19 protein-coding genes and 1 pseudogene are annotated in these 22,389 nt (G+C 37.7%); 13 read left to right on the top strand and 7 right to left on the bottom strand.

The window, feature by feature from the left end; all coding sequences use genetic code 11:
- The first annotated feature begins 23 nt into the window (after positions 1 to 23).
- The 5 genes and pseudogenes from V6255_RS09825 to V6255_RS09805 all read left to right on the top strand — a co-directional run.
- Positions 24 to 1,460: a di-heme oxidoredictase family protein gene (locus tag V6255_RS09825; protein ID WP_341627989.1), complete on the top strand. Its 1,437-nt coding sequence runs from the start codon at positions 24 to 26 to the stop codon at positions 1,458 to 1,460.
- Positions 1,457 to 2,458, top strand: a complete 1,002-nt coding sequence (locus tag V6255_RS09820; RefSeq protein WP_341627988.1) for a hypothetical protein — start codon at positions 1,457 to 1,459, stop codon at positions 2,456 to 2,458. Before V6255_RS09825 ends, V6255_RS09820 begins: the two co-directional genes overlap by 4 nt.
- A complete protein-coding gene (locus V6255_RS09815) occupies positions 2,448 to 3,356 on the top strand; it encodes a sterol desaturase family protein (RefSeq protein ID WP_341627987.1) in 909 nt (302 codons plus the stop codon). The genes V6255_RS09820 and V6255_RS09815 overlap by 11 nt, the downstream gene beginning before the upstream one ends.
- A 1-nt stretch (position 3,357) precedes the next feature.
- Positions 3,358 to 4,518, top strand: a complete 1,161-nt coding sequence (locus tag V6255_RS09810) for a cytochrome-c peroxidase (protein ID WP_341627986.1) — start codon at positions 3,358 to 3,360, stop codon at positions 4,516 to 4,518.
- 155 nt (positions 4,519 to 4,673) lie between these two features.
- A pseudogene (locus tag V6255_RS09805) lies at positions 4,674 to 5,385 on the top strand (IS4 family transposase); the annotation flags it as partial.
- A gap of 95 nt (positions 5,386 to 5,480) precedes the next feature.
- Here V6255_RS09805 and ettA read toward each other — a convergent pair.
- Both ettA and V6255_RS09795 read right to left on the bottom strand, forming a co-directional pair.
- Positions 5,481 to 7,160, bottom strand: coding sequence for an energy-dependent translational throttle protein EttA (gene ettA / locus V6255_RS09800; RefSeq protein ID WP_025563045.1), 1,680 nt, complete (start codon positions 7,158 to 7,160; stop codon positions 5,481 to 5,483).
- Positions 7,161 to 7,292: 132 nt separating this feature from the next.
- Entirely contained in the window at positions 7,293 to 8,192 is a 900-nt protein-coding gene (locus V6255_RS09795) for a LysR family transcriptional regulator (protein WP_341627985.1), read from the bottom strand.
- A 116-nt stretch (positions 8,193 to 8,308) separates the two neighbouring features.
- Here V6255_RS09795 and V6255_RS09790 point away from each other — a divergent pair, with 116 nt between their 5' ends.
- The 6 genes from V6255_RS09790 (at position 8,309) to V6255_RS09765 (ending at position 15,083) form a co-directional block, all read left to right on the top strand.
- Positions 8,309 to 8,440, top strand: coding sequence for a hypothetical protein (locus V6255_RS09790; RefSeq protein WP_341627984.1), 132 nt, complete (start codon positions 8,309 to 8,311; stop codon positions 8,438 to 8,440).
- Positions 8,441 to 8,604: 164 nt separating this feature from the next.
- The gene (locus tag V6255_RS09785) at positions 8,605 to 9,210 is read left to right on the top strand and encodes a LysE family transporter (protein WP_341627983.1); all 606 of its coding nucleotides are present in this window, start codon (positions 8,605 to 8,607) and stop codon (positions 9,208 to 9,210) included.
- A 392-nt stretch (positions 9,211 to 9,602) separates the two neighbouring features.
- Positions 9,603 to 10,445, top strand: coding sequence for a formate dehydrogenase accessory sulfurtransferase FdhD (fdhD, locus tag V6255_RS09780; RefSeq protein WP_341627982.1), 843 nt, complete (start codon positions 9,603 to 9,605; stop codon positions 10,443 to 10,445).
- A gap of 219 nt (positions 10,446 to 10,664) precedes the next feature.
- Positions 10,665 to 12,968 (top strand): FdhF/YdeP family oxidoreductase, encoded by a 2,304-nt coding sequence (locus tag V6255_RS09775; protein ID WP_341627981.1) that lies wholly within the window; start codon positions 10,665 to 10,667, stop codon positions 12,966 to 12,968.
- A gap of 254 nt (positions 12,969 to 13,222) precedes the next feature.
- Entirely contained in the window at positions 13,223 to 14,488 is a 1,266-nt protein-coding gene (gene glyA, locus V6255_RS09770; protein ID WP_025563040.1) for a serine hydroxymethyltransferase, read from the top strand.
- A 358-nt stretch (positions 14,489 to 14,846) separates the two neighbouring features.
- Positions 14,847 to 15,083 (top strand): hypothetical protein, encoded by a 237-nt coding sequence (locus V6255_RS09765; RefSeq protein WP_341627980.1) that lies wholly within the window; start codon positions 14,847 to 14,849, stop codon positions 15,081 to 15,083.
- A 213-nt stretch (positions 15,084 to 15,296) separates the two neighbouring features.
- Here V6255_RS09765 and V6255_RS09760 read toward each other — a convergent pair whose 3' ends face one another.
- The gene (locus V6255_RS09760; protein WP_341627979.1) at positions 15,297 to 16,148 is read right to left on the bottom strand and encodes a DMT family transporter; all 852 of its coding nucleotides are present in this window, start codon (positions 16,146 to 16,148) and stop codon (positions 15,297 to 15,299) included.
- Between the two features lie 246 nt (positions 16,149 to 16,394).
- On the opposite strand from V6255_RS09760, the gene V6255_RS09755 reads away from it, so the two are divergent.
- Together V6255_RS09755 and glgC are read left to right on the top strand one after the other, a co-directional pair.
- Positions 16,395 to 17,306 carry a LysR family transcriptional regulator gene (locus V6255_RS09755; RefSeq protein ID WP_341627978.1) on the top strand — a complete coding sequence of 304 codons (912 nt, stop codon included), beginning with the start codon at positions 16,395 to 16,397 and terminating at the stop codon, positions 17,304 to 17,306.
- A 496-nt stretch (positions 17,307 to 17,802) separates the two neighbouring features.
- Positions 17,803 to 19,065, top strand: coding sequence for a glucose-1-phosphate adenylyltransferase (glgC, locus tag V6255_RS09750; protein WP_341627977.1), 1,263 nt, complete (start codon positions 17,803 to 17,805; stop codon positions 19,063 to 19,065).
- Positions 19,066 to 19,475: 410 nt separating this feature from the next.
- On the opposite strand, the gene V6255_RS09745 is transcribed toward glgC, so the two are convergent.
- The 4 genes from V6255_RS09745 to V6255_RS09730 all read right to left on the bottom strand — a co-directional run bounded on the left by V6255_RS09745 (position 19,476) and on the right by V6255_RS09730 (position 21,767).
- A complete protein-coding gene (locus V6255_RS09745) occupies positions 19,476 to 19,808 on the bottom strand; it encodes a chaperone modulator CbpM (protein ID WP_341627976.1) in 333 nt (110 codons plus the stop codon).
- Positions 19,805 to 20,758, bottom strand: coding sequence for a DnaJ C-terminal domain-containing protein (locus V6255_RS09740; RefSeq protein WP_341627975.1), 954 nt, complete (start codon positions 20,756 to 20,758; stop codon positions 19,805 to 19,807). The genes V6255_RS09745 and V6255_RS09740 overlap by 4 nt, the downstream gene beginning before the upstream one ends.
- A gap of 342 nt (positions 20,759 to 21,100) precedes the next feature.
- Complete coding sequence (locus V6255_RS09735) at positions 21,101 to 21,403, bottom strand: helix-turn-helix domain-containing protein (protein WP_025563033.1); 303 nt, start codon at positions 21,401 to 21,403, stop codon at positions 21,101 to 21,103.
- The gene (locus V6255_RS09730) at positions 21,396 to 21,767 is read right to left on the bottom strand and encodes a type II toxin-antitoxin system RelE/ParE family toxin (protein ID WP_341627974.1); all 372 of its coding nucleotides are present in this window, start codon (positions 21,765 to 21,767) and stop codon (positions 21,396 to 21,398) included. Before V6255_RS09730 ends, V6255_RS09735 begins: the two co-directional genes overlap by 8 nt.
- Positions 21,768 to 22,389: the final 622 nt, after the last annotated feature.

Here is a 22,389-nt window from a genome sequence, read left to right as displayed (position 1 = left end):
GCAATTTATTTTGAAAGTGAAATATGAAAATCAATTCTAATAAGGCAGTAAAAAATACACTCAAAGGCATTTTTTTATTTCTTGCATCGAGTCACTTTGTTCATAGTGAAACGAACGTCAGTGCAAATAATACGACGAGCAAGACCGCTAGCAACAATAATGTAGATGAATTTACTAATGCAGCTGGTAGTAAGCCTTTTTCTCATCAAATTAAGATGAACGATACCGAATTTGACCAGTATATTCTTGGTCGCTCTTTTTTTACTATCCCATGGGTAGAGGCACCCAGTGCAACAACAGCACGCGATGGGCTAGGTCCACATTTTAGTTCGAATACCTGTGTAAGTTGTCATGTCAATAACGGCAGTGCGCCAACCATTAGTGATGAAAACCAACCATTACGTAGTTTAGTTTTTAAGTTAACACAGCCAAATAAACACACATCTCGTTGGTTAGTGAATAATCTTGATACGCCAATGCACGATAGTGTCCCTGATCCCGTTTACGGTGCCCAAGTGTCAATCAGAGGCAACGGCAAAGTAAAACCAGAAGCACAAACAAGATTAAAAACTGAATCTCATTCTTTTACCTATCCTGATGGTCAATCATTAACGTTAACGACTTTCATTCCGTATTTAGATAAATTAGCCTACGGACCGTTAGCGAAAGACACTGTGATTGCATTAAGACAACCGCCTACATTAGCGGGTTTAAGATTAATAGAACAAGTTTCAAATGAACAAATACTTGCATGGGAAGACCCACTTGATGCAAACAAAGACGGTATTAGTGGTCGTGCAAACTGGTTAAACGCACCCGATCAAGCTGAAAAAGTATTAGGGCGTATGAATTGGAAAGCCAGTGCACCGAATATTGTTGGACAAACTGCCAATGCCGCTGCGCATGATTTAGGGCTAACCAATCCTTTTTTCCCTGAAGAACTTTGCCAACCAGCACAAGCAGATTGTTTGGCTGCACCTCGAGGCGATCAAACAAGATTGGGTAGTTTAGATTTACCTATGTTGCGTTTACAAGCCATTGCTTCTTTTATTCGCGACCATAAAGCACCTCAATCTGTTGTGTTAGATACTACCGCGCGTCAAGGAAAAGCATTATTTGAAGCAGTCGGTTGTGGCGGTTGCCATCGCTCAACATTAACGACGACTAAAGGAGTTGAATTTCACCCTTATTCTGATTTACTCTTGCACGATATGGGTGAGGCACTACAAGATGGACGCCCAGAGTTTCTCGCAACTGAACGAGAATTTCGTACTGCGCCTTTATGGGGAGTAGGGGCACGTGTTCGTGCACAACATCGTTTTTTACATGATGCACGAGCGAAAACACCGGAAGAAGCGATTCTTTGGCACGGTGGAGAAGCTGAAATAGCTAAATCAAAATTTATTAAACTAGACCAAACTGAGCGTTTGGCCTTGTTACACTTTCTGGAGCAACTATGAAAATTTTTACCCCCCTGTCAGCTATTTGTTTACTTAGCGTCCCTTTGGTTAGCCATGCTCAGCTGAGTAATGCACAGGAAAAAGACCCTTATGCTTCAATCTATGACCATGTTATTCAGCAAAATGCGGATAACGCAGTGCAATATTGTGTAGATTTACAAACGTCTTTAGAAAGCAAATCAAGTGATGTGCGTCACCAAGCATTTGTGCAACTGGCTGAAGGCTGGGGACGAGTCCAAGCAAGTTATATTCTTGGTGATTATGATATGAATGCCATGGACTATCCATTAATGGTCGATTACTTCCATAGTGGCAATGAAAACATTCATGAAAGCATTGAGCGTTTAGTAGGACGTGATTCAAAACCTTCAACCGCATTGTACAAAAACTCTTATAAAACCATGGGTGCTATTGACTCAGTCATGTTCAGTGGAGAATGGTCTGAACGTAGAAAAGAGTTTGCAGAAGTCATGGTAGCGAACGTGTGTAAACGATTTACGCAGATTAGTGAGGGTTATAAAGCCAATCGTGATGCGTTTCTTTTCGATGTAGACAGAGGACTGTCATTAGTCGTGAATGCTGAGATTGAACATATTTATAAAACAAGAGATTGGCGTATTGCACAAGTGAGTGGGTTAACTAAAGCCAATCTTGGTGAAACTAAACCTGAGCATCAACAATACCCATACAGTGAAGCATCTTGGGCATTTATCGGTGGGATTTTAGAGACCAATAAACAACTTTTAGGTGAAGATCAACAACCGAATGTAGCGACTATCGCTTATGAAAAGCACGGTAAAGAAGGTATTCATGCTGTGCAAGTAGCGTTAGCATCTTCATTGGAAGCTTATAAAAATACACCTGTTGATCATAACTTTAATTTAAATGACATGATCCCAATATTTCAGGGATTGTTAGATGTTCAAAAAGCCTTTTACAGACACTTAGTGAGTCAAATTGGCGTATCGGCGAATTTAATTGATGCAGATGGCGATTGATACACCCTTAGCGTTATTCATGAATGGCAGTAGCCGCATATTCTGGGGTTACCTTATTGTTAGCACTGTTATCGCAATTGGTTGGTATGTCTTTAAAGTGGGGGCAATTTCAGCGCCCACGTTAAAGGCTTATTGGTTTAATGCTGACTCAAAATTAGATTACCGTTACTTTATATTCAATTGGGTATTTAAGGCATTATTTATAGCGCCTGTCCTCTTGTCAGCGAACACCGTCGCTCTATGGACATTGAATTGGTTGAATTCGGTATCGGAACCTTTATTTTTGTCTTGGTACTATCGCGATATTATGGTTGCGTATACCTTAAGTTTATTTGTACTCGGAGATGTTAGCCGCTATTGGTTGCATCGCTGGCTGCATACCAATCGTTGGTTATGGAAGTTTCATCAGGTACATCATAGCGCTGAGTCATTGAATCCATTGACCTTTTATCGTTTGCATCCGGTAGAAATTATGCTGTATGCATTACGTAATGCATTGGTTGCTGGTGTGGTAACGGGAATATTTGTTTTTTGTTTTGGTGCACGACTTAATCTTTATTCGGTATTAGGTGGGAATGCCTTTGTGGTCATTCTATTTTCTTTTACTGGTAACTTGAGACACAGCCATATTCGTCTGAGTTATGGGCGTTGGTTAGAGCGTTTATTAATATCGCCTGCACAACATCAAGTACATCATCAACAGAAAAGTATGCATAAAAACCTAGGCAGCGTATTCGCACTGTGGGATTGGATGTTTGGAACCTTAACACTGTCTCAACATGTATCTTCGGAAGACAAGTTTGGTTTAGGTCAAGGAAAAAGAGAAAAATATGGTGGTATTATAAAAATTATTATTACCCCCTTTTTTGATATTTATAACATTATTAAACGGAATTAAAATGAAAAAGAGATTTTATTGTTTATTGCTACTTTTCACTTTTGCAAGCCATATCAATGCTGAAAATAAAATAACAGAAGCACAATTAGGGCAGATATTATTCTTAGATTCTAATTTTTCAGCTAATCGCACTATGTCTTGTTCTACTTGTCATGAGCCTGCAAAAGGGTTTACTGATCATCGAGAAAATGTGGGGCATGGCATTGCTTCATTAGGTGATGATGGTAAATCATTTGGTGGGCGTAATGCGCCAATGGCTGGATACGCTAATACCTCACCTTCATTTCACTTTGATGATGCTTTAAAGGAATATGTTGGTGGGCAGTTTTGGGATGGTCGCGCGAATACATTAGCTGATCAAGCGATGGGGCCGCCATTAAATCCTGCTGAAATGGGCTTACCTAATGCAGAAGCACTTGTTAAACGTATTCAAGAAAATCCTTTTTATGTTGATAGCTTTAAAAGTTTATACGGTAAAAACGTGTTTGAATCATCGTCTAAAGGAAAAGTGTTGCCCGCTTTTCAAGGATTTGCTAATGCTATACAGGCATTTGAGAAAACAAAACAGTTTGCTAGTTATGACAGTAAATATGATCGTTTTTTAAAAGGTGAATACGAACTGACTGTGCTAGAAGATTTAGGGCGAACGTTATTTTTCTCAAACAATAATGTAAGTTGTAATAGTTGTCATTTATTAAAAACAGAAGATAGCAAGCAAGAACCTTTTACTAATCATCAATACCGTAATATAGGTGTACCTTCTTATGCTGACATTCTTCGTTTAGCGGGGTTAAAAGCAGATCATATTGACCATGGTTTATTAGAGAATCCTGCCGTTGACGATCCTAAGTACGATGGGAAATTTAAAAATCCATCATTACGTAATGTCGCTGTGACTGCGCCTTATATGCATAATGGTGTCTTCAAAGAGTTACGTACTGTGATGGAGTTTTATGACCATTATAATAACCCAGAACGAACAGTTAATCCTGAAACAAAGAAACCATGGCAATCAGCTGAAGTACCTAAAACAGTAGACAAAGAGGATTTGAAAGGAAAGGCATTAACCGATCGTAAAATAGATGCGTTGGTGGCTTTCATGAAAATTTTGACTGATAAACGTTATGAGTCAATGTTGGAAGAACAAGAAAAAAGTAAGTAAGCGTTAAACATTGTTAATCACATTAATTTTTAGTTATAAAAAAACATTCATGATGAATTAATGCTGATCGTTTAAGGAGCTGTTAAGAAAACTTGAACGATCTTACAGATAGAACATTATCCCCATTCTTATTTAAGGTTGGGGATTTTTTTTAATCAAGAAATGGAATTGGTGCTGTATTTAATAGCTGTAGCGTCGGTGAAATAACGTTAGTTAAACGATTGCTGACGATATTCCAGAAGGTTCATTAACCTTATTTGATCGTTGTTATTTTTCAGCATACTTAATGCTCAACTGGCAACAGTTCAGTATTAATGCACATTGGCTAACACCGGTAAAAAATCGATGAGATATGAAGTTATAGAGTGATACGGCGATAATGATTTATTAATTGAAATGCCCGTATCCCCGCAAGCGAGAACTAAAAACCCAACATTACCAGAGACTTGGCAAGCAAGAATGATATGTTATCAAGATCCAAAGGGTGATATTAAAGGTTTTATTACCTCGCTAATCGATCCGACAGCTTATTCAATGGGAGGTTTATTGTCTGTGTACTGGGAGCGATGGGGAAATAGAGCAGAGTTTTGGAGAGCTTAAAAGCAATCAATTGGATGGGGAAATTACACTAGAAGCTAAGGTTGAACCTACACGGATCAGCTTCACTGCTGCCATTTGTATTATAGATACACCAATAAGAGTCTATGCACTATCAGGTAATGGAGGCATTCCGAAAAAACTTCAACTTATGCGAGAAGATGTTAAACATTTTATTTTACCCAAAAAAGAAAACACCGAACGTTTTCACGTTCAGTGCTCTATATCCCATCTAGATATCCGTTAAGATATAAGCCTAAAATCTCTTAAACGAACGGCATTGATTCATTATGAATGGGCTTTTTGTTTTGTGCTTATTAATTTTTATATTTAATAAACGACTTTAGGTTTAAGCACCTGTCGATTTAACTTATACGTTTGTATTTAATACGTGTTGGCTCAACAGCAGCTGCACCGTATGTTTTCTTCATCCATGCTTCATAATCACTGTAGTTACCTTCATAGAAGTTAACTTTACCTTCATCGCGGTAATCAATGATGTGTGTTGCAATACGGTCTAAGAACCAACGGTCATGGGAAATAACCATGGCACAACCAGCAAACCCAAGTAGGGCATCTTCAAGTGCACGTAATGTTTCGATATCTAAATCATTGGTTGGCTCATCGAGTAATAATAGGTTACCGCCAGACTTAAGTAGTTTAGCCAAATGTAAACGTCCGCGTTCACCACCTGATAAATCACCTACAATTTTAGATTGGTCAGAACCTTTAAAGTTAAAACGACCTAAATAAGCACGGCTTGGTATTTCAATATTACCCACTTGAATAATATCGCTGCCGCCAGACACTTCTTCAAAAACACTTAATTTATCATTCATGTGATCACGGAACTGATCAACACTCGCCATCTGTACTGATTCACCCACAATGATTTCACCAGAGTCAGGTTTTTCAGTGCCATCTAACATTTTAAATAACGTAGATTTACCCGCACCATTGGCACCAATAATACCGACGATCGCACCCTTAGGAATACTGAAACTTAAGTCATCAATTAACACGCGACCATCAAATGATTTAGTTAAGTTATTAACATCGATAACTTGATCACCTAAACGTTGGCCTGTTGGAATAAATAGCTCATTCGTCTCATTACGTTTTTGGAAATCTTGATTATTAAGCTCTTCAAAACGAGATAAACGTGCTTTGCTTTTAGACTGACGTCCTTTCGCGTTTGAACGAACCCATTCAAGTTCTTGTTCAATTTGGCGTTGGCGTGCCTTCTCTTGTCCTGCTTCTTGCTTTAAACGCTCATCTTTTTGCTCTAACCAAGACGAGTAGTTACCTTCCCATGGAATACCGTAACCACGGTCTAATTCCAAGATCCAACCTGCTACATTATCAAGGAAGTAACGGTCATGGGTAATGGCCACAACAGTCCCTTCATAATCATGTAAGAAACGTTCTAACCAAGCCACAGATTCCGCATCCAAGTGATTGGTTGGTTCGTCTAGTAATAACATGTCTGGTTTTTCAAGTAATAAACGACATAACGCAACACGTCGACGTTCACCACCAGACAGTACTTTTATCGGTTGATCCCAAGCTGGTAAACGTAGTGCATCGGCAGCACGTTCTAATTGATTATCAAGATTATGTCCGTCATGTGCTTGAATAATATCTTCAAGTTGTCCTTGGCGTTTAGCCAACGCATCAAAATCTGCATCTTCTTCAGCATAAGCTGCGTAAACTGCATCGAGTTCTGTTAGTGCAGATTTAACTTCAAATACTGCTTCTTCAACCACTTCACGTACATTTTTTTCAAGATCTAATACAGGTTCTTGTGCAAGGTAACCGATTTTAGTGCCGTTTAATGCGCGTGCTTCACCTTCAAATTCTTGATCGATGCCCGCCATAATACGTAATAAGGTTGATTTACCTGAACCATTTAAACCTAATACGCCAATTTTAGCGCCAGGGAAAAAACTTAATGAAATATCTTTTAAAATCGTACGTTTAGGTGGAACGACCTTAGAAACGCGTGACATAGAATAAATGAACTTATCAGGCAATGCTTGAGCCATGGGGAATCCTTTATAATGAATAAAATAATTGTTAGCTATTGTAGAGTATCTACCAATCAACAAGCAACAGACGGTAATCGCTTAGGTAATCAAAAGTGATAAAAGTAGATTAATGATCAAGCAATAATTTTATTACAGCTCCTTCAATGAAGATTTTAAATATTTTATAAACATATTAACTCGTCGAGGTCGATCTTTCTCTGAGTCATTTAGAAGAGCGACAACATCAGCGTCTGGCAGTTTATAATCAGTAAGGATTTCTTGTAACCTGCCACTTTCAATCTCTTGCCTTACATCCCACTCAGAGCGGTGAATAATACCCAAATCTTTTAATGCCCAAAGTTTAACTGCATCAGCAACGTTACATACTAAACTCGGTTCTATACGAATATTAGAAATATTACCACTGGTTTTATGTGTGAATGACCATTGCATGGTGTCTTCGTTATTTTCTACTAATGCGATGCATTTATGGTTACTTAATAATTCAGGGCTTTCAATTTTATCAGTGCTTTCCAAGTAAGATGGGGAGGCACATACAAGACGCCGATTCTTCGCTAACACAACTCTTCTCATAGATGAGTTTTTCAACTCCCCAATATAAATAATAATATCCGCTTCCGGTGACGATGCTTTATCTGGATGATCAGACAGTAGTAACTTTATTTTAAGGTTGGGGTATTTAATAGAAAAGTCACCAATGATCGATGCAATATACTTTTCACCAAAACCAAGAGGTGCAAGTACCGTTAGCTTACCTGCAAGTGATGTTTGGTCTTCCTTTAATTCGTCTGTTAATAAGTCAATTTCATCGAGTATTAACTTGCACCGACTAGCTAACTTTTTACCACTTGTTGTTAACTTGGAACGACGAAAGTCTCTCTCGACGAGTTTTAATGAAAGTTTTGCCTCTAAGGTTTGTAGCCTTTGAGTAACAGTTGGCGGCGTCACGTTTAATTTCTTTGCGGCAGCAGACAAACTATTACTTGTGGCAATAGCATAAAAAAAATGTAAATCCAATGAAGAAAGCATTAAGTTTTTCCTTATTGCCAATTTAGCAATGATGAATACTCAAAACATACCACATAGTGATATTAATAGTTAAACATCAAAACGTACTAATACTGCTAATTGAGGATATAAGCACAATGCTGCGAGAAAAACGTGTAATACCAATCACAATAAATAGCTTATCTATTTTATTGGTTAAAATAGCTCACTTCCTCGTTGTAAATGTCGTAAAGGGAACAGCCATTGAAGAATTAACCTCTTTTGGTTAATTCTCCGATAGACGATTAACGAAGTTAATCTTCGACAGGCTCAATTTACGCCTTGAATTGAACTGTTTTTCCAGCGCAAAATTTAGATAACATATTTAATGTAATCGGTGAAATAGAAGTAGCCAAATTAGATAAAAATATAAATATTATTTGAGGAGAAAATTATGGACTTTATAGGATTCATTGTTGCTTGCATTTTCTTTAGCATTTCTCCTGGGAGTGGTGCCGTAGTATCTATCAATAATGTCATAGTGAACGGATTGAAAGGTGCAAGTTTTGGTGTTTTGGGATTACAGGCGGCTCTAATCGTGCACTTGTTTTTTATTTATCTTGGTATTGGAATGTTGGTTTCACAGTCACCATTACTTTACAGTGTTATTAAATATCTAGGCATTGCTTATCTCGCCTATCTTGGAGTCGATAAAATAATGAATAGTCTTAAATCTAAAGATTTTTTTATTGTTGATGAAGCTAAAAAAAGTAAGCAGGTGTTGATGCGTCAAGGGTTTATAGTCAATTTAACAAATCCTAAATCAATCATTTTTTTGACTGCATTTCTACCACAATTTGTTAATGAACATTCACAAGCAGCTACTCAATATTTGTTACTGGGCAGTATAGTCGTCCTGATCGATACAATCGTTATGTTCCTTTATAGTCTTGGGGCTAGCTCTTTTAAAAGCTTTTTTTCAGAGGCGCAGACGATGCGCAATATAAACTTTATGTTTGGTATCATTTTTATTGGTATTGCTATCTCAATTGCGATGTAAATTTTCTATCGATTAATGGGGAAGGATATTTATTGATTTAGGTTGCAAATAAATACGCCAATGAAATGATTTTTATATATTGAAATAGACGAGTTTATGAATAAAAGCAGAGTGAGGTGATGAATTATTCTGGTGACCATTCAGGCTTCAATAAGTGAATTCATTCGCCAAAAAAGCTAATGAATTAGCTAAGAAGAGGCGGAAAATTAAAGAAGACAAAAAATTGACCATAATCCTAAGACATTTATCTAAAATTATTGTGATAAATGTGATATAAAGCTGATCTCCGCTAAGTGATCCGTTATTCATTAATAGAAAACAGTTAAGACTTCTTAATTTGAATATCAGCCTGAGTCATTTGTTTAAAAGAATAACCTTACGTAGGGTGGTTAATGAGTTCAAAATCATATCAGTATGTTAATCGTCAACGCTATCGATTAACGCCGGAAGGGACTGTTGATGTGCGGTTGAGTGAAGACATAGTTATCAGTGAAGAACCTCTCAATATTGTATTACATTGGACTTGCCAAAAAACCGGAGAAGTCCTCGAAAAACCTTTAATGGTTACCATGAGAACGCCAGGTGAAGATGCTTTATTAGTCACTGGTTTATTACTGTCTCATGCTGTCATTGAGCGTATCGAACAAATCCAATCAATCGAAACTATTGAGCATAATCAGTGTGATGTTTTTTTAGCTGAAAACGTGACTGTCGATTGGAAAACATTGACCCGTCATTTTATTAGCCATTCTGGCTGTGGTATCTGTGGTACCAGCAATGTTAAAAAGTTAGCGCATACCTTTAATATTGCAATGGACGAAACGCAACATTGGTTACCGCTTTCCACTTTATTGACTTTTTCATCGCAATTAAGAGATCAACAATCCTTATTTACCGTCACTGGCGGAGTGCATAGTGCTGGCATATTTACGCTAGAGGCTTGTTTATCAAGTAAAGAAGATGTGGGGCGACATAACGCTGTTGATAAAGTCGTTGGTGATTTACTGACGCGCGGAAAACTCAGCGCTCAATCTGTCTTAATGTTAAGTGGGCGTATTAGTTTTGAGCTAATGCAAAAGGCCGTTGCTGCGAAAATTCCGGTGGTCGTTGCGATAGGGGCTCCATCTAGTTTAGCAATTGCTGTCGCAAAACAGTTCAACATTACTTTAATTGGCTTTGTCGGTGAGGATGCTTGCAATGTCTATCACGGTGATTTTCGTTTAAAAAAACAATAATAAAACGGATGACGTTAGTGGTATTAGCCATGTTAGCGCTAGAGGTTTAAAAGCATTAAAAGCATTAAAAGCATTAAAAGCATTAAAAGTTTTAATAAAAATAATGGCTTTAACAAAAGCCATCGTTTAAAAAGCAAGAACAAGAGTAAATTCAGCAATAAGACACATAGAAAGAAGAAGTTTAACAATTAGCATCATTACAACTCATAGGTAGGCATTATGACGGTTAAAAAATATACTGCAGCAGCTGGTGGATGGGGTTCACTAGCCAGTACAGCTAAACATTTATTACATAGTGAGAACGTCGCTAAAAACATATTAAATTTAATGAAAACCAATCAAGACCATGGGTTCGATTGCCCAGGTTGTGCTTGGGGTGAAGACAGCAAAAAAGACCGTTTCAAATTTTGTGAAAACGGTGCAAAAGCAGTTAATTGGGAAGCTACATCACGTCGTTTAACGCCTGAATTCTTTGCCGAATATTCAGTGTCCGCATTACGTAAACAAAGTGACTATTATTTAGAAGATCAAGGTCGCCTATCTGATCCTATGGTTTACCAAGCAGAAACAGACAAATACGTGGCTATCAGTTGGGATGACGCTTTTGCATTAATTGCCAAGCATTTAAATGGTTTAACCGATCCTAATCAAGCTGAATTTTATACCTCTGGCCGTGCTAGTAATGAAGCTGCTTTTTTATATCAGTTAATGATTAGAAAATTTGGCACTAATAATTTTCCAGACTGTTCAAACATGTGCCATGAAGCCAGTGGTTATGCTATGAAACAAGCGATTGGTGTCGGTAAAGGCACAGTTACACTGGAAGATTTCGACCACGCTGATGCTATTTTTGTTTTTGGTCAAAACCCAGGGACTAACCACCCGCGTATGTTGCATACCTTAAGTCATGCTGCTCAACGTGGTGCGAATATTGTGACCTTTAATACTTTAAAAGAGCGTGGTTTAGAGCGCTTTGCCAATCCACAATCGCCAGCTCATATGGTATTAGGTGGAGAAACCAAATTAACTAGCCAATATTTTACGCCTAATTTAGGCGGCGATATGGCTGCTGTGCGCGGTATGGTCAAAGTCTTACTAAAACGACATAACCAAGCACTTGAAAATGGCGACCGTGTCTTTAACATTAAATTTATTGAACAACACACTAGCGGCTTAGATGCTTATTTAGAACAAGTGGATGCCACACCTTGGTCTGACATTACTGCGCAGTCAGGTTTATCAAAAAAACAAATAAAATCTGCTGCGGATGTGTATCAACAATCAAAACGCGTTATTTTCACTTGGGCAATGGGTATTACACAACACAAACATTCTGTTCCAACCATTAATGAAATGACTAACTTACAATTACTGTTTGGTAATATAGGTAAAAAGGGCGCTGGTTTATGTCCTGTTCGAGGTCACTCAAATGTGCAGGGCGATCGCACAATGGGGATTGACGAAAAACCTAATGCAGTTCTGTTAGATAACATAGAAAAAACCTTTAACTTTAAACCACCAGCAGAGCACGGGCATAATGCCGTTCAAGCTGTGGAAGCTATGTTACGTGGTGACAGTAAAGTGTTCATTGGTTTAGGCGGAAACTTTGTGGCTGCTATGCCAGATTCTGAGATCACACGTCAAGCTATGAGCCGCTGTGATCTAACGGTTAATATCGCGACTAAACTAAACCGAACCCATTTATACCCAGGTAAAACCGCATTAATTTTACCTTGTTTAGGCCGTACGGATATCGATTTACAACAAGGAAAGTCTCAAAAAATTACCGTAGAAGACTCATTCTCTATGGTGCATAGTTCTCAAGGTGTTATTAAAAGTGATATTCGCCAAATGCGTTCAGAGCCCGCGATTATAGCTGGCATAGCACAAGCAACCTTAGGAAGTTCGCCTATTAATTGGCTGGAAACGGTTAAAAACTATGATTTGATTCGCGATTATATTAGCCAAACTATCCCAGGGTTTTCTGATATGAACCAACGCTTGCAAGCACCCGGCGGTTTTTATCTAGGTAATGCAGCAGGGCAACGAATATGGAATACAAATGATCAAAAAGCACAATTCCATGGCTCACCTTTACCCGATTCCATTGTGTCAGCATCACAACGAGCCTTAACTAAAAATCGTATCTTTGTGCTTCAAACACTGCGCTCTCATGATCAGTACAATACAACGATTTATGGATTTAAAGATAGATACCGTGGTTTAAGTGGTGATCGTAATATCATCTTATTGAATGAGAGTGATATTACTGCATTAGGGCTAACCTCAGGCGATAAAGTCGATATCGAAGCATTATGGGGAGATGAAGTGGTCAGAGAAGTCACTAATTTTACAATACTGGCTTATGATATTCCGACGGGTAATGCGGCTGCTTATTATCCTGAAGCCAACCCATTAGTGGCGTTAGCTAATTACGGTGATTTTACGTTTACACCTAATTCAAAATCGATTGCTATTGTTATTTGTGCTGCAAAAAATCCTTTACCAGAACGTATTGTATAGAGGTAGTTTTAAAGCTTGAATTCCACAGTATTTTCACTGGGTTTTTAAGTCGCAGTTTAATTAAAAAGGCAGTGAATGATTGATTATTTAGCTGATTAATCATTCATCTGCTTATTTTATTATTCCACATTATTATTCTTCACGTTCATCTCAGATATATTTCACATCATTTGCTCTATGCAATGGCACAAAGATTGCGTAAAATACGCTACATCAAATTGACTTATACTTACAATTCCTAGCAGGAGATGCACATGTTTAACCGAGATATGAATATTGCTGATTACGATCCAGAATTATGGCAATCAATGACTGATGAAGTACAACGCCAAGAAGATCACATTGAGCTTATTGCGTCAGAAAACTACACTAGTCCACGTGTTATGGAAGCACAAGGTAGTCAATTAACAAATAAATACGCTGAAGGTTACCCTGGTAAACGTTACTACGGTGGTTGTGAATATGTAGACGTTGCTGAGTCTCTAGCAATCGAACGTGCTAAATCTTTATTTGGTGCAGACTACGCAAACGTACAACCACATGCTGGTTCTCAAGCAAACAGTGCTGTTTACGCTGCATTATGTGCACCTGGCGATACTGTTTTAGGTATGAGTCTTGCTCACGGTGGTCACTTAACGCATGGTGCATCTGTTAGCTTCTCTGGTAAAGTTTACAATGCTGTTCAATACGGTATCAACCCAGATACAGGTGTTTTAGATTACGCTGAAGTTGAGCGTCTAGCGATTGAACATAAACCAACAATGATTGTTGCTGGTTTCTCTGCATACTCAGGTATCGTAGATTGGGCTAAATTCCGTGAAATTGCTGACAAAGTAGGTGCTTACCTGTTTGTTGACATGGCACACGTTGCTGGTCTTGTGGCTGCGGGTCTTTACCCTAACCCTGTACCATTTGCTGACGTTGTAACAACAACTACGCATAAAACATTAGGCGGCCCACGTGGTGGTCTTATCCTTGCTAAAGCGAATCCAGCACTTGAGAAAAAATTAAACTCAGCTGTATTCCCAGGCGGTCAAGGTGGTCCATTAATGCACGTTATCGCTGCTAAAGCAGTAGCATTTAAAGAATGTGCTGAACCTGCGTTTAAAGTGTACCAACAAAACGTGTTAGACAACGCTAAATCAATGGTTAAAGTCTTCCAAGATCGCGGTTACAAAATCGTATCTAATGGGACTGAAAACCACCTTTTCCTAGTTGACTTGATTGCTCAAGACATCACAGGTAAAGAAGCTGATGCTGCGCTAGGTCTTGCTCACATCACTGTAAACATGAATTCTGTACCAAACGATCCACGTTCTCCATTTGTTACATCTGGCCTACGTATCGGTACACCAGCATTCACTCGTCGCGGTGCAAACACTGCTGATGCTGCTGAACTAGCTGTTTGGATTTGTGACGTGCTTGATGCAATTAAAGATGAAGAAAAACTAGCTGCAACAATTGAAGCAGTTAAAGTTAAAGTTGCTAAATTCTGTGGTGAACACCCAGTTTACGCTTAAGTCATTAAATGACTCTCAATAGTCGGATAAGTTAAGCTTGCTATAAAAACTCACTCACTATTTTAAATCCGTACTTATTTAACAAGTGCGGATTTTTTTTGCCTAAAATTTACGTTCTATTTTACTTACATTTAACTGTGTTTATGTCTGGATGTATTTCTATTTCTGTATGAGTGTATTTAAGAATGTCGTTAACACTGTCCTTGGTTAATAAATACGTACTTGGTTAATAGATACGTACTTGATTAATAAACATATACTCGCTAATAAATAATTATGGTTACCTTCTATTTTTGCATAATTTTTGCACAATCTTATTGTAGAGTAGGCAATAGCGTTAAATTTATTGGAGTACTTTATGAAAAAACTGATGCAAAAAGGTATGAAAAAAGCAACATTATTGATGGCAACTGTGGTTCTTTTGGCAACAACCGGATGTGCTTCTTTTTTCCATGGTGGTCACGGTCCGCGTTTTGTTGAACAGCAGTCATACCTTTATGAAGGTAAAGATGTACATCAAGTTATAAACGACATGATCAGTCAGCATAAAGCGAATCAAGAAAAAGAAACTCAACTTGTTACGTCGTTAAACTAATCAAATTTTTAATGCCTCTTATTTATAAACTCTATTTAAGAGGCATTACCTTATCAATATAATGCTAATTATTTATTCGATTTATCACCCTTAATGGTCCATCTTTACCTGTTCATATCTAACTACTTTTATCTACTATTTATACAGTTTATTTCCTACTGTTTATTACAAGCTATTTATAGATAATTATTTATAGCTAATAATAACTAACACTTATTTGCTCACCTTGACTGACGTTATTAATACACTTGTAAGGATTAACGCACCGCCAAACATCTGTAACAACGTAAGTGATTCATTAAGCCAAACAACAGCAAACAAAGCGCCAAATAAAGGCTCACTGCCCATCAATAAAGATACTTTCGTCGGTGATATCTTTCTTATTGCATAGTTTTGAATATAAAAAGCAAACAACGTACAACACAACACGAGATAAACCATTATCAACCAAAAATGACTGCTAGCTGGTAATGTGACCGCTTCAAAAGGTTGCGTGATAAAACATAATATAAGGGCGCTTACAGCAACAATAAATGCCTGGATAGCGGTTAGGGTAGACGTGGTAATATCTTTTCCCTCAGACAAACGTTTCGTGACCGTCACCATAACCGCACGTAAAACAGCGGCGGACAATATGAAGTAATCACCAGTATTAAGTGACAAGGTTGATTGACCTGAATTGGTTAAACAATAAACGCCTACAATAGAGGTGACTGCTAACAGTAACAACGATGATGGAATCTTGGTTCTATTAATTAAAGGCTCAAAAAATGCGGTTAAGATAACCGATAAGCTAATCAAAAAAGCCGCATTTGAAGCCGATGTTTGCGATACCCCATAGACCTCACACAAGAAAATAGTGGATAAAATAATGCCGCTCGGTATCGCCACTTTCCAATCCTTATTTTTACCTTCTCGGTATTCTTTAAATACGATAGGTGCCATGCAAAGACCGGTTAACGAGAATCGAACTGCTATAAACAATAAAACGCTGGTAAAAATAAGTGCTTCTTTTGTTAAGCCATAACTTGTTCCCCAAAAAATGGCGACCAATAACAGCAACATTTCAGTTAACGGCAATCTTTGAAAGCGACTGACTAAAGTTATGCTTGAAGTCTTATTTAGAGTGTTGGTTATTACTGTGTTTAAGGCAGTATTTAGGAGGGTGCTTAGTACGTTCATATCGGCTCTTCTTAATAATTATTTTTGACAAGAAGAGTATTAATAATTAACTTATATGAAACAATACCAATAAATGGCAAGGATAATTGCGCTGTGGACATTAATAAACTTATTCCTCTCCTTTCAGAAATGGCTATTTTTGTCAAAGTTGTTGAATCTGGTAGCTTATCTCAAGCCGCTCAAGCACTGGGTATTTCACCATCCTCAATCAGCCGCAGCCTTGCTCGTTTAGAATTGGCTATTGAAGAAAAACTGCTAGAAAGAACCACTAGAAAAATGCGCCTAACTTCAACAGGAGAGCAAGTTTTTATACAATGTCGAGACATGCTGACCTCCGCCAAAATGGCTGTTTCAGCAGCGCAATCTAATGAAACTGATATAACAGGGTCGTTACGTATTGCCGCTCCTAAAGCACTATCACGACAAGTGTTGATGCCGATGGTGATGGATTTTGTAAAGCTTTACCCAAAAGTATCTTTTCACTTTAAAGTGGCAGACCACCTGATAGACCCCATCGGTGATGAAGTAGATTTAGTTATACGTATCACAGATAACCCAATAGAAGGACTTGTCGCTAAAAAACTATCTAGCTGTAAGCAGTTATTATGTGCAACGCCAGCCTATTTAAAACAACATGGGACTCCAACACATCCCAACGAATTGATTCAACATAATTGCATCGTACTCGGGGAGATTCCAAAAGATCGTGAATGGAAATTTCAAGCAGCACTGTCATCATCTATAAGCTCAAAGCAAAGCCTCAATGATATTGTGGAAGTCAATGTACAAGGGACCTTCATTGTTAATCACAGTGAAATTCGTAAAGAAGCGGTATTACAGGGGACTGGTTTAGCATTGTTTCCTGATTTCTCAGTAGCTGATGAGGTTAAATCAAAGGCCTTGATACCCTTGCTGTCTGATTGGAAAGTGTTAGGGAATTATCAAGGAGATATTGTAGCGCAATACCCCCAATCCAAGTTTATTCCCAGCCAACTAAAAGTATTTGTGCGTTTTTTAGAGGAGGCCCTTAAGGATAAATAAACTGCGTCTAGTAAATTTAATACTCATGTTTATTGATAGCTTGGAAGGCAATATTCAACCTACTTTTATAATATTATTTATAAGATGACCAATACAATTTCTGACCGTGCTTTTACTGTTGTGTTATACCCCATTTATCATTTTTGGATACGTATCCAATGTGATGCATTATTTGAATAAGCCTTTCTGGGTGTAATAACGGTAGCCAAACTATATAAGTCGCATGTATTAGCCTTTTAGTTGTATAGGTAGCTTGCACTTGAATTATTTATTGTGATTTAAGCCATTGCTGACTCTTCTTTTTCTAATCATTTACTTGTTCAGAATCTCCATAAAAACGCTATTCAATTCGCCTTTATTCTCTTCATTGATGCAAGTCAATAGACCTTCTATTGTTCATAAATTAAGCTTGCTTGTTTAAATAATTAAGCGCCAAATGATCTATGCTTGATGGATGATAGTGTCAGTGAAAATCTTTAAATCAGCTGGAGGACATATGTTAAACAACGATGATCGATATATCAGTAGTTTAAGTAAAGACACCTATGCAATCATTTTAGCCGGAGGTCGTGGGAGTCGTTTATTTGAGCTCACTGACCGCCGCGCTAAACCAGCGGTCTACTTTGGCGGTACATTTCGTATTATCGACTTTCCTCTTTCTAATTGTTTAAATTCAGGTATCGGTCGTGTCGGTGTTGCAACACAATATAAATCACATTCTTTAATTAGCCATATTCACCGCGGGTGGGGGACTTTTAAAGCTGATTTATCAGAATTTGTGGAAGTACTTCCTGCATCGCCTCATAAGCTAAACGATTGGTATACAGGTACCGCTGATGCGGTTTATCAAAATATAGATATCATTCGTAGTCATAAACCAAAATACATATTAATTTTATCGGGTGACCACGTTTACCGTATGGATTATGGTAAGTTACTGATACAGCATGTTGAGAATAAAGCGGATATGACAGTATGTTGTATTGAGGTAAGCGTCGAAGAGGCGGCGGGTAGTTTTGGTGTGATGTCGGTAGATGAAACAAATAAAGTGATCGCATTCAATGAAAAACCAGCCAACCCTAAAGAAACGCCCAGTAAGCCAGGTGTGTGTTTAGCATCGATGGGTAATTATGTTTTTAATACAGAGTTTCTATTTGAACAGTTAAATAAAGATGCAATCAATACTACTTCAAACCATGATTTTGGTTTAGATATTATTCCTTCTATTATTAAACAGCATGCGATCTTTGCTTATCCGATCGAAGACCCTGACGCGAGTAAACCGCCTTATTGGCGTGATGTAGGGACCATTGATGCACTGTGGGAGGCTAATATGGAATTAATAGAACCCAAGCCTCAATTCGATCTCTACGACAGAACATGGCCAATTTTTACTTACCAAAGTCAGCTACCGCCGGCTAAATTTATATTTGATAGTGCCACTCGCAGAGGGACTGCACTGGATTCAACGGTTGCTAGTGGGTGTATTGTTTCAGGTTCCACTATTCGTAAGTCGATATTATATTCGAGCGTACATACCCATTCTCATAGTGTCATTGAACAATCGGTATTAATGCCTGAGTGTGATATCGGTAAAAATTGTAAATTATTTAAAGTCATTGTCGATGCTAATTGCCGTATTCCTGCGGAGTTAACGATTGGCTACGACAGAGAAAAAGACATTGCGAGAGGATTTCGAGTCTCTGAAAAAGGTATTACCTTGGTTACTAGCGCCATGATTGAGGCACTAAAAAAATAGGAACACTATTTTCTGTCATACTTTTCATATCTGTTAATTGTTCATTCCTTCCACCGTTTAGTAAAGCTCAATGGTGGAAGGTGAAACGCGTTCAACAGTGTTTTATAGCCTTTTATTCTATCGTTTTTATATCGATGCTTATTTAAATCGCTACTTTTTATTTCGATGCTTTTTTGATGTTAATGTGTATGGCGAATTAGGTAAAGCCAAGTGTCATAAGAGGAGGTGAGCTGCGGTTGTTACTGTTAGCTTACTTATTTTCTGATATTTAATCTGCCGATATAACTGATTATGAAGAAAGCTAGTTATTAAAAAAACTAGTTATTAAAAAAGCTAATTATTAAGCAGCTGATTAATAATATAAAAAGGAACGAGGAGCTAAAAGCTTCTCGTTTATTATTCTCGCATTATTAATACTCAGTAAAACGGCTCAACTGTTGTTTAAAAAATGCATTTTCTTTTTGTAATGCATCTCTCTGTTGAATTAAATCGATAAGCAAGGCCACCGCAAGCCAGTCAATTTCTAAATCTTGATGCAGCCGTACTGCTTTTTTTATCCAATAAACACTAGCCGTTTCAAACTCCCAATCAGGCTTTTTGTTGTTATCGGTAGCGTCCGCGCTGATCGTATTAGCAATGGGCTTAACAATACCGTTCTCAACGATTTCAATAATATGATGGCTTTCAATTCTTTCTAATTGACATAATTCACTGAGTGAAATGACCGTTAATCTGCGCATCATAAATATTCTCCCCATGAAACCCGAGGGTCAAAAGCTGAATTTTTTGCAAGCTCTTGCCATAACTGGTTTGCTTTATCATTGCTGACAGGCGGTATAATCACATTAATGATGACATAGAGATCGCCCAACTTACCTTTTCTTTTTAAGCCTTTACCTTTAACACGCAATTTTTTACCCGATTGAGTATTCGCGGCTATCGTCAACGTTACTTTGCCATCGAGTGTCGGAACGGTAACTTTAGTTCCCAGTGCCGCCTCCCAAGGAGCAAGTGGCAAGGTTAATATTAAATCATGTTTTTTTACATCAAAAAGGGGATGGCTGTTTACATGAATATGTAAATAAAGGTCACCCGGTTCACCTCCACCATAACCCGGCTTTCCTTGGCCTTTAAGACGAATACGCTCACCATTAATAACACCTTGCGGTATTTTTATATTTAATTGTTTTTTAATCTGGCGTACTTTTCCATCTTCGAAAACAGGCAATTGATAGTGAACCATTTTAATTTGTTGATGTAGTGTTTCTTGTAATGAAATAGCCAATTCTGTTTCAACATCTTGGCCCCTAGCGTGATGTGGTTGAGCTCTACCATTAAAGTGAGATTGATCAAGTCCACCATTAAAGATGGAATTAAAAAAATCTGAGAAGTCCTGATCGGCTGAAGGATCCCCTTGAGAAGTCTGATGGTTTTGTTGCCATCCAGGTGGAGGCTGAAACCCTTGGCTTGATTGATCTCCATATTCAAGCAATTCATCAAACTTTGCTCTTCTATCAGCATCCTTTAATACTTCATAAGCTTCAGCGATTTCTTTAAATTTGTCACCCCCACCTTCTCCTGGATGTAAGTCAGGGTGGTATTGTCGGGCAAGTTTTCGGTAGGCTACTTTAATATCTTTAACATCAGCATCTTTGCTGACTCCGAGTATTTTATAATAATCTTTGAATTCCATAAAACGACCTAAGAATAAAAGTATAAACAGTATTAAACATACTATTAAGCTTACTCTTTAATTATTTTTTAATCACAAATTTATTAAATAATTAAATTTATAAAGGCTAGTTAACATCACACCAGAATGCGGAGGGTTATGATTAAATTAATAGATTTAACATGTAAATTAGTCTCTAAACTTTGTTGGAATAAGGCCTGCATTATTACTAGCACTATAGCTAAAACCTCCGCTTGGTTAACTTGCTCAAATGACTTTATTATTTTTCTATGAGGCGGTGGGTTTTATAGGCAAAAGGCAAGATCAGACCTGATTTTTTCTATTTTTTCAGATTGAGTCCGATCAAGCGATTATATCAAGGCCTTTTTTTTCAGCGAGTGATAGCATTTTTAATGCGGCACCTCTTGGTTTGCTGTCTCCTTGTTCCCATTTTTTTACTAATTTATCACTCACATTAAAATAACGAGCAAATACGGGTTGAGAAAGTTTATTTTTAAGTCTAAGAGCTCGAACTTGATCTGGCGTAAACTCATGCACACTAGTTAAACAAAGTGCATCAAACTTACGCATAGTCGTTTTATCTATCGCACCAGATTTTTGTAGGCCTTTAGCTGTTTTATGTACTGCTTTTAAAATATCACTCATTGTTTTCTACCTTAATAAGTTCGCCATCATTTACAAGTTGGTTTAGCTCATTCTGATCAAACCCTAGAAATTCTTTAGCTAACTCTTTTAGTGCTAATTTCTCTTTAGAATTAATATTCGCTTTGTCACTCTTGGCAAAGGCATATAAGAAAAAATATTTATCGTTGATAACCGCTCCAATAATGGTTCGATAGCCGGCACTTTTTCCTTTATTGCCAGCAGCAATGCGTTTTTTATAAACACTACCACCTAAGTCTGCATCAAAAAGTCCTTGGCTCATTTCTTGACAGGCATTAATAAGATCATTATCAGATAAAGCTTCTTTTTTTGTTAAAGAAACAAAAACCTTAGTTTTATAGATCAAAGTATACTCCAGTAGGGTATGATTTAAAAACAAATAAACTTGTATAAAAATTGAATTGAATTCAAAAAAAGTAAAGTGATACCAAAATCGATTAAAGCTTTATCTCAACTTATTATCGCTCTTGTGTCGATTATTGTTACTGCGAACAAAGAAAACAGAGTCAAAAGAAACTCGCCCTAATTCGTTTTTTTATCTGAATTAATGACTACCTTCTTAATGCACCGCTCATACGCCACGTCCATGTGGCAAACTGAGCTAGGAACGGCAAAGGGCACGCAGAGCTTAGCCGGCTCATATAATTATGCTGTCGCATAAATCGCTCCATGCCTTAGCTTGCTTGAAGGTAATCATTAATTCAGAAAAACTCAACGGGGAGAGGGGACGTAGCTATATTGAGCAATGTTTTTATTGTAACTATTTGATATTGCTTATTTCAATGAATGGCTGTTTAGCACTTTTGGCGTACGCCACGTCCATGTGGCGAACTGAGCTAGCAACGGTAAAGGGCACGTAGAGCTTAGCCCGCTCATATAATTATGCTGTCGCATAAATCGCTCCATGCCTTACCTTGCTTGAAGGTAATCATTAATTCAGAAAAACTCAACGGGGAGAGGGGACGTAG

The organism is Psychromonas arctica (genome assembly GCF_038155225.1).
Taxonomy (GTDB): domain Bacteria; phylum Pseudomonadota; class Gammaproteobacteria; order Enterobacterales; family Psychromonadaceae; genus Psychromonas; species Psychromonas arctica_B.
The sequence above is the reverse complement of the archived record's forward strand: the minus strand, read 5'-3'. Positions and strand labels throughout refer to the sequence as shown.

Bases quoted from the DNA above. Each gene is read 5' to 3' on its own strand.
- V6255_RS09825 (WP_341627989.1), top strand. From the start codon at position 24: ATGAAAATCAATTCTAATAAGGCAGTAAAAAATACACTCAAAGGCATT.
- V6255_RS09820 (WP_341627988.1), top strand. From the start codon at position 1,457: ATGAAAATTTTTACCCCCCTGTCAGCTATTTGTTTACTTAGCGTCCCT.
- V6255_RS09815 (WP_341627987.1), top strand. From the start codon at position 2,448: ATGGCGATTGATACACCCTTAGCGTTATTCATGAATGGCAGTAGCCGC.
- V6255_RS09810 (WP_341627986.1), top strand. From the start codon at position 3,358: ATGAAAAAGAGATTTTATTGTTTATTGCTACTTTTCACTTTTGCAAGC.
- ettA (WP_025563045.1), bottom strand. From the start codon at position 7,160: ATGGCTCAAGCATTGCCTGATAAGTTCATTTATTCTATGTCACGCGTT.
- V6255_RS09795 (WP_341627985.1), bottom strand. From the start codon at position 8,192: ATGCTTTCTTCATTGGATTTACATTTTTTTTATGCTATTGCCACAAGT.
- V6255_RS09790 (WP_341627984.1), top strand. From the start codon at position 8,309: ATGCTGCGAGAAAAACGTGTAATACCAATCACAATAAATAGCTTATCT.
- V6255_RS09785 (WP_341627983.1), top strand. From the start codon at position 8,605: ATGGACTTTATAGGATTCATTGTTGCTTGCATTTTCTTTAGCATTTCT.
- fdhD (WP_341627982.1), top strand. From the start codon at position 9,603: ATGAGTTCAAAATCATATCAGTATGTTAATCGTCAACGCTATCGATTA.
- V6255_RS09775 (WP_341627981.1), top strand. From the start codon at position 10,665: ATGACGGTTAAAAAATATACTGCAGCAGCTGGTGGATGGGGTTCACTA.
- glyA (WP_025563040.1), top strand. From the start codon at position 13,223: ATGTTTAACCGAGATATGAATATTGCTGATTACGATCCAGAATTATGG.
- V6255_RS09765 (WP_341627980.1), top strand. From the start codon at position 14,847: ATGAAAAAACTGATGCAAAAAGGTATGAAAAAAGCAACATTATTGATG.
- V6255_RS09760 (WP_341627979.1), bottom strand. From the start codon at position 16,148: ATGTTGCTGTTATTGGTCGCCATTTTTTGGGGAACAAGTTATGGCTTA.
- V6255_RS09755 (WP_341627978.1), top strand. From the start codon at position 16,395: ATGGCTATTTTTGTCAAAGTTGTTGAATCTGGTAGCTTATCTCAAGCC.
- glgC (WP_341627977.1), top strand. From the start codon at position 17,803: ATGTTAAACAACGATGATCGATATATCAGTAGTTTAAGTAAAGACACC.
- V6255_RS09745 (WP_341627976.1), bottom strand. From the start codon at position 19,808: ATGATGCGCAGATTAACGGTCATTTCACTCAGTGAATTATGTCAATTA.
- V6255_RS09740 (WP_341627975.1), bottom strand. From the start codon at position 20,758: ATGGAATTCAAAGATTATTATAAAATACTCGGAGTCAGCAAAGATGCT.
- V6255_RS09735 (WP_025563033.1), bottom strand. From the start codon at position 21,403: ATGAGTGATATTTTAAAAGCAGTACATAAAACAGCTAAAGGCCTACAA.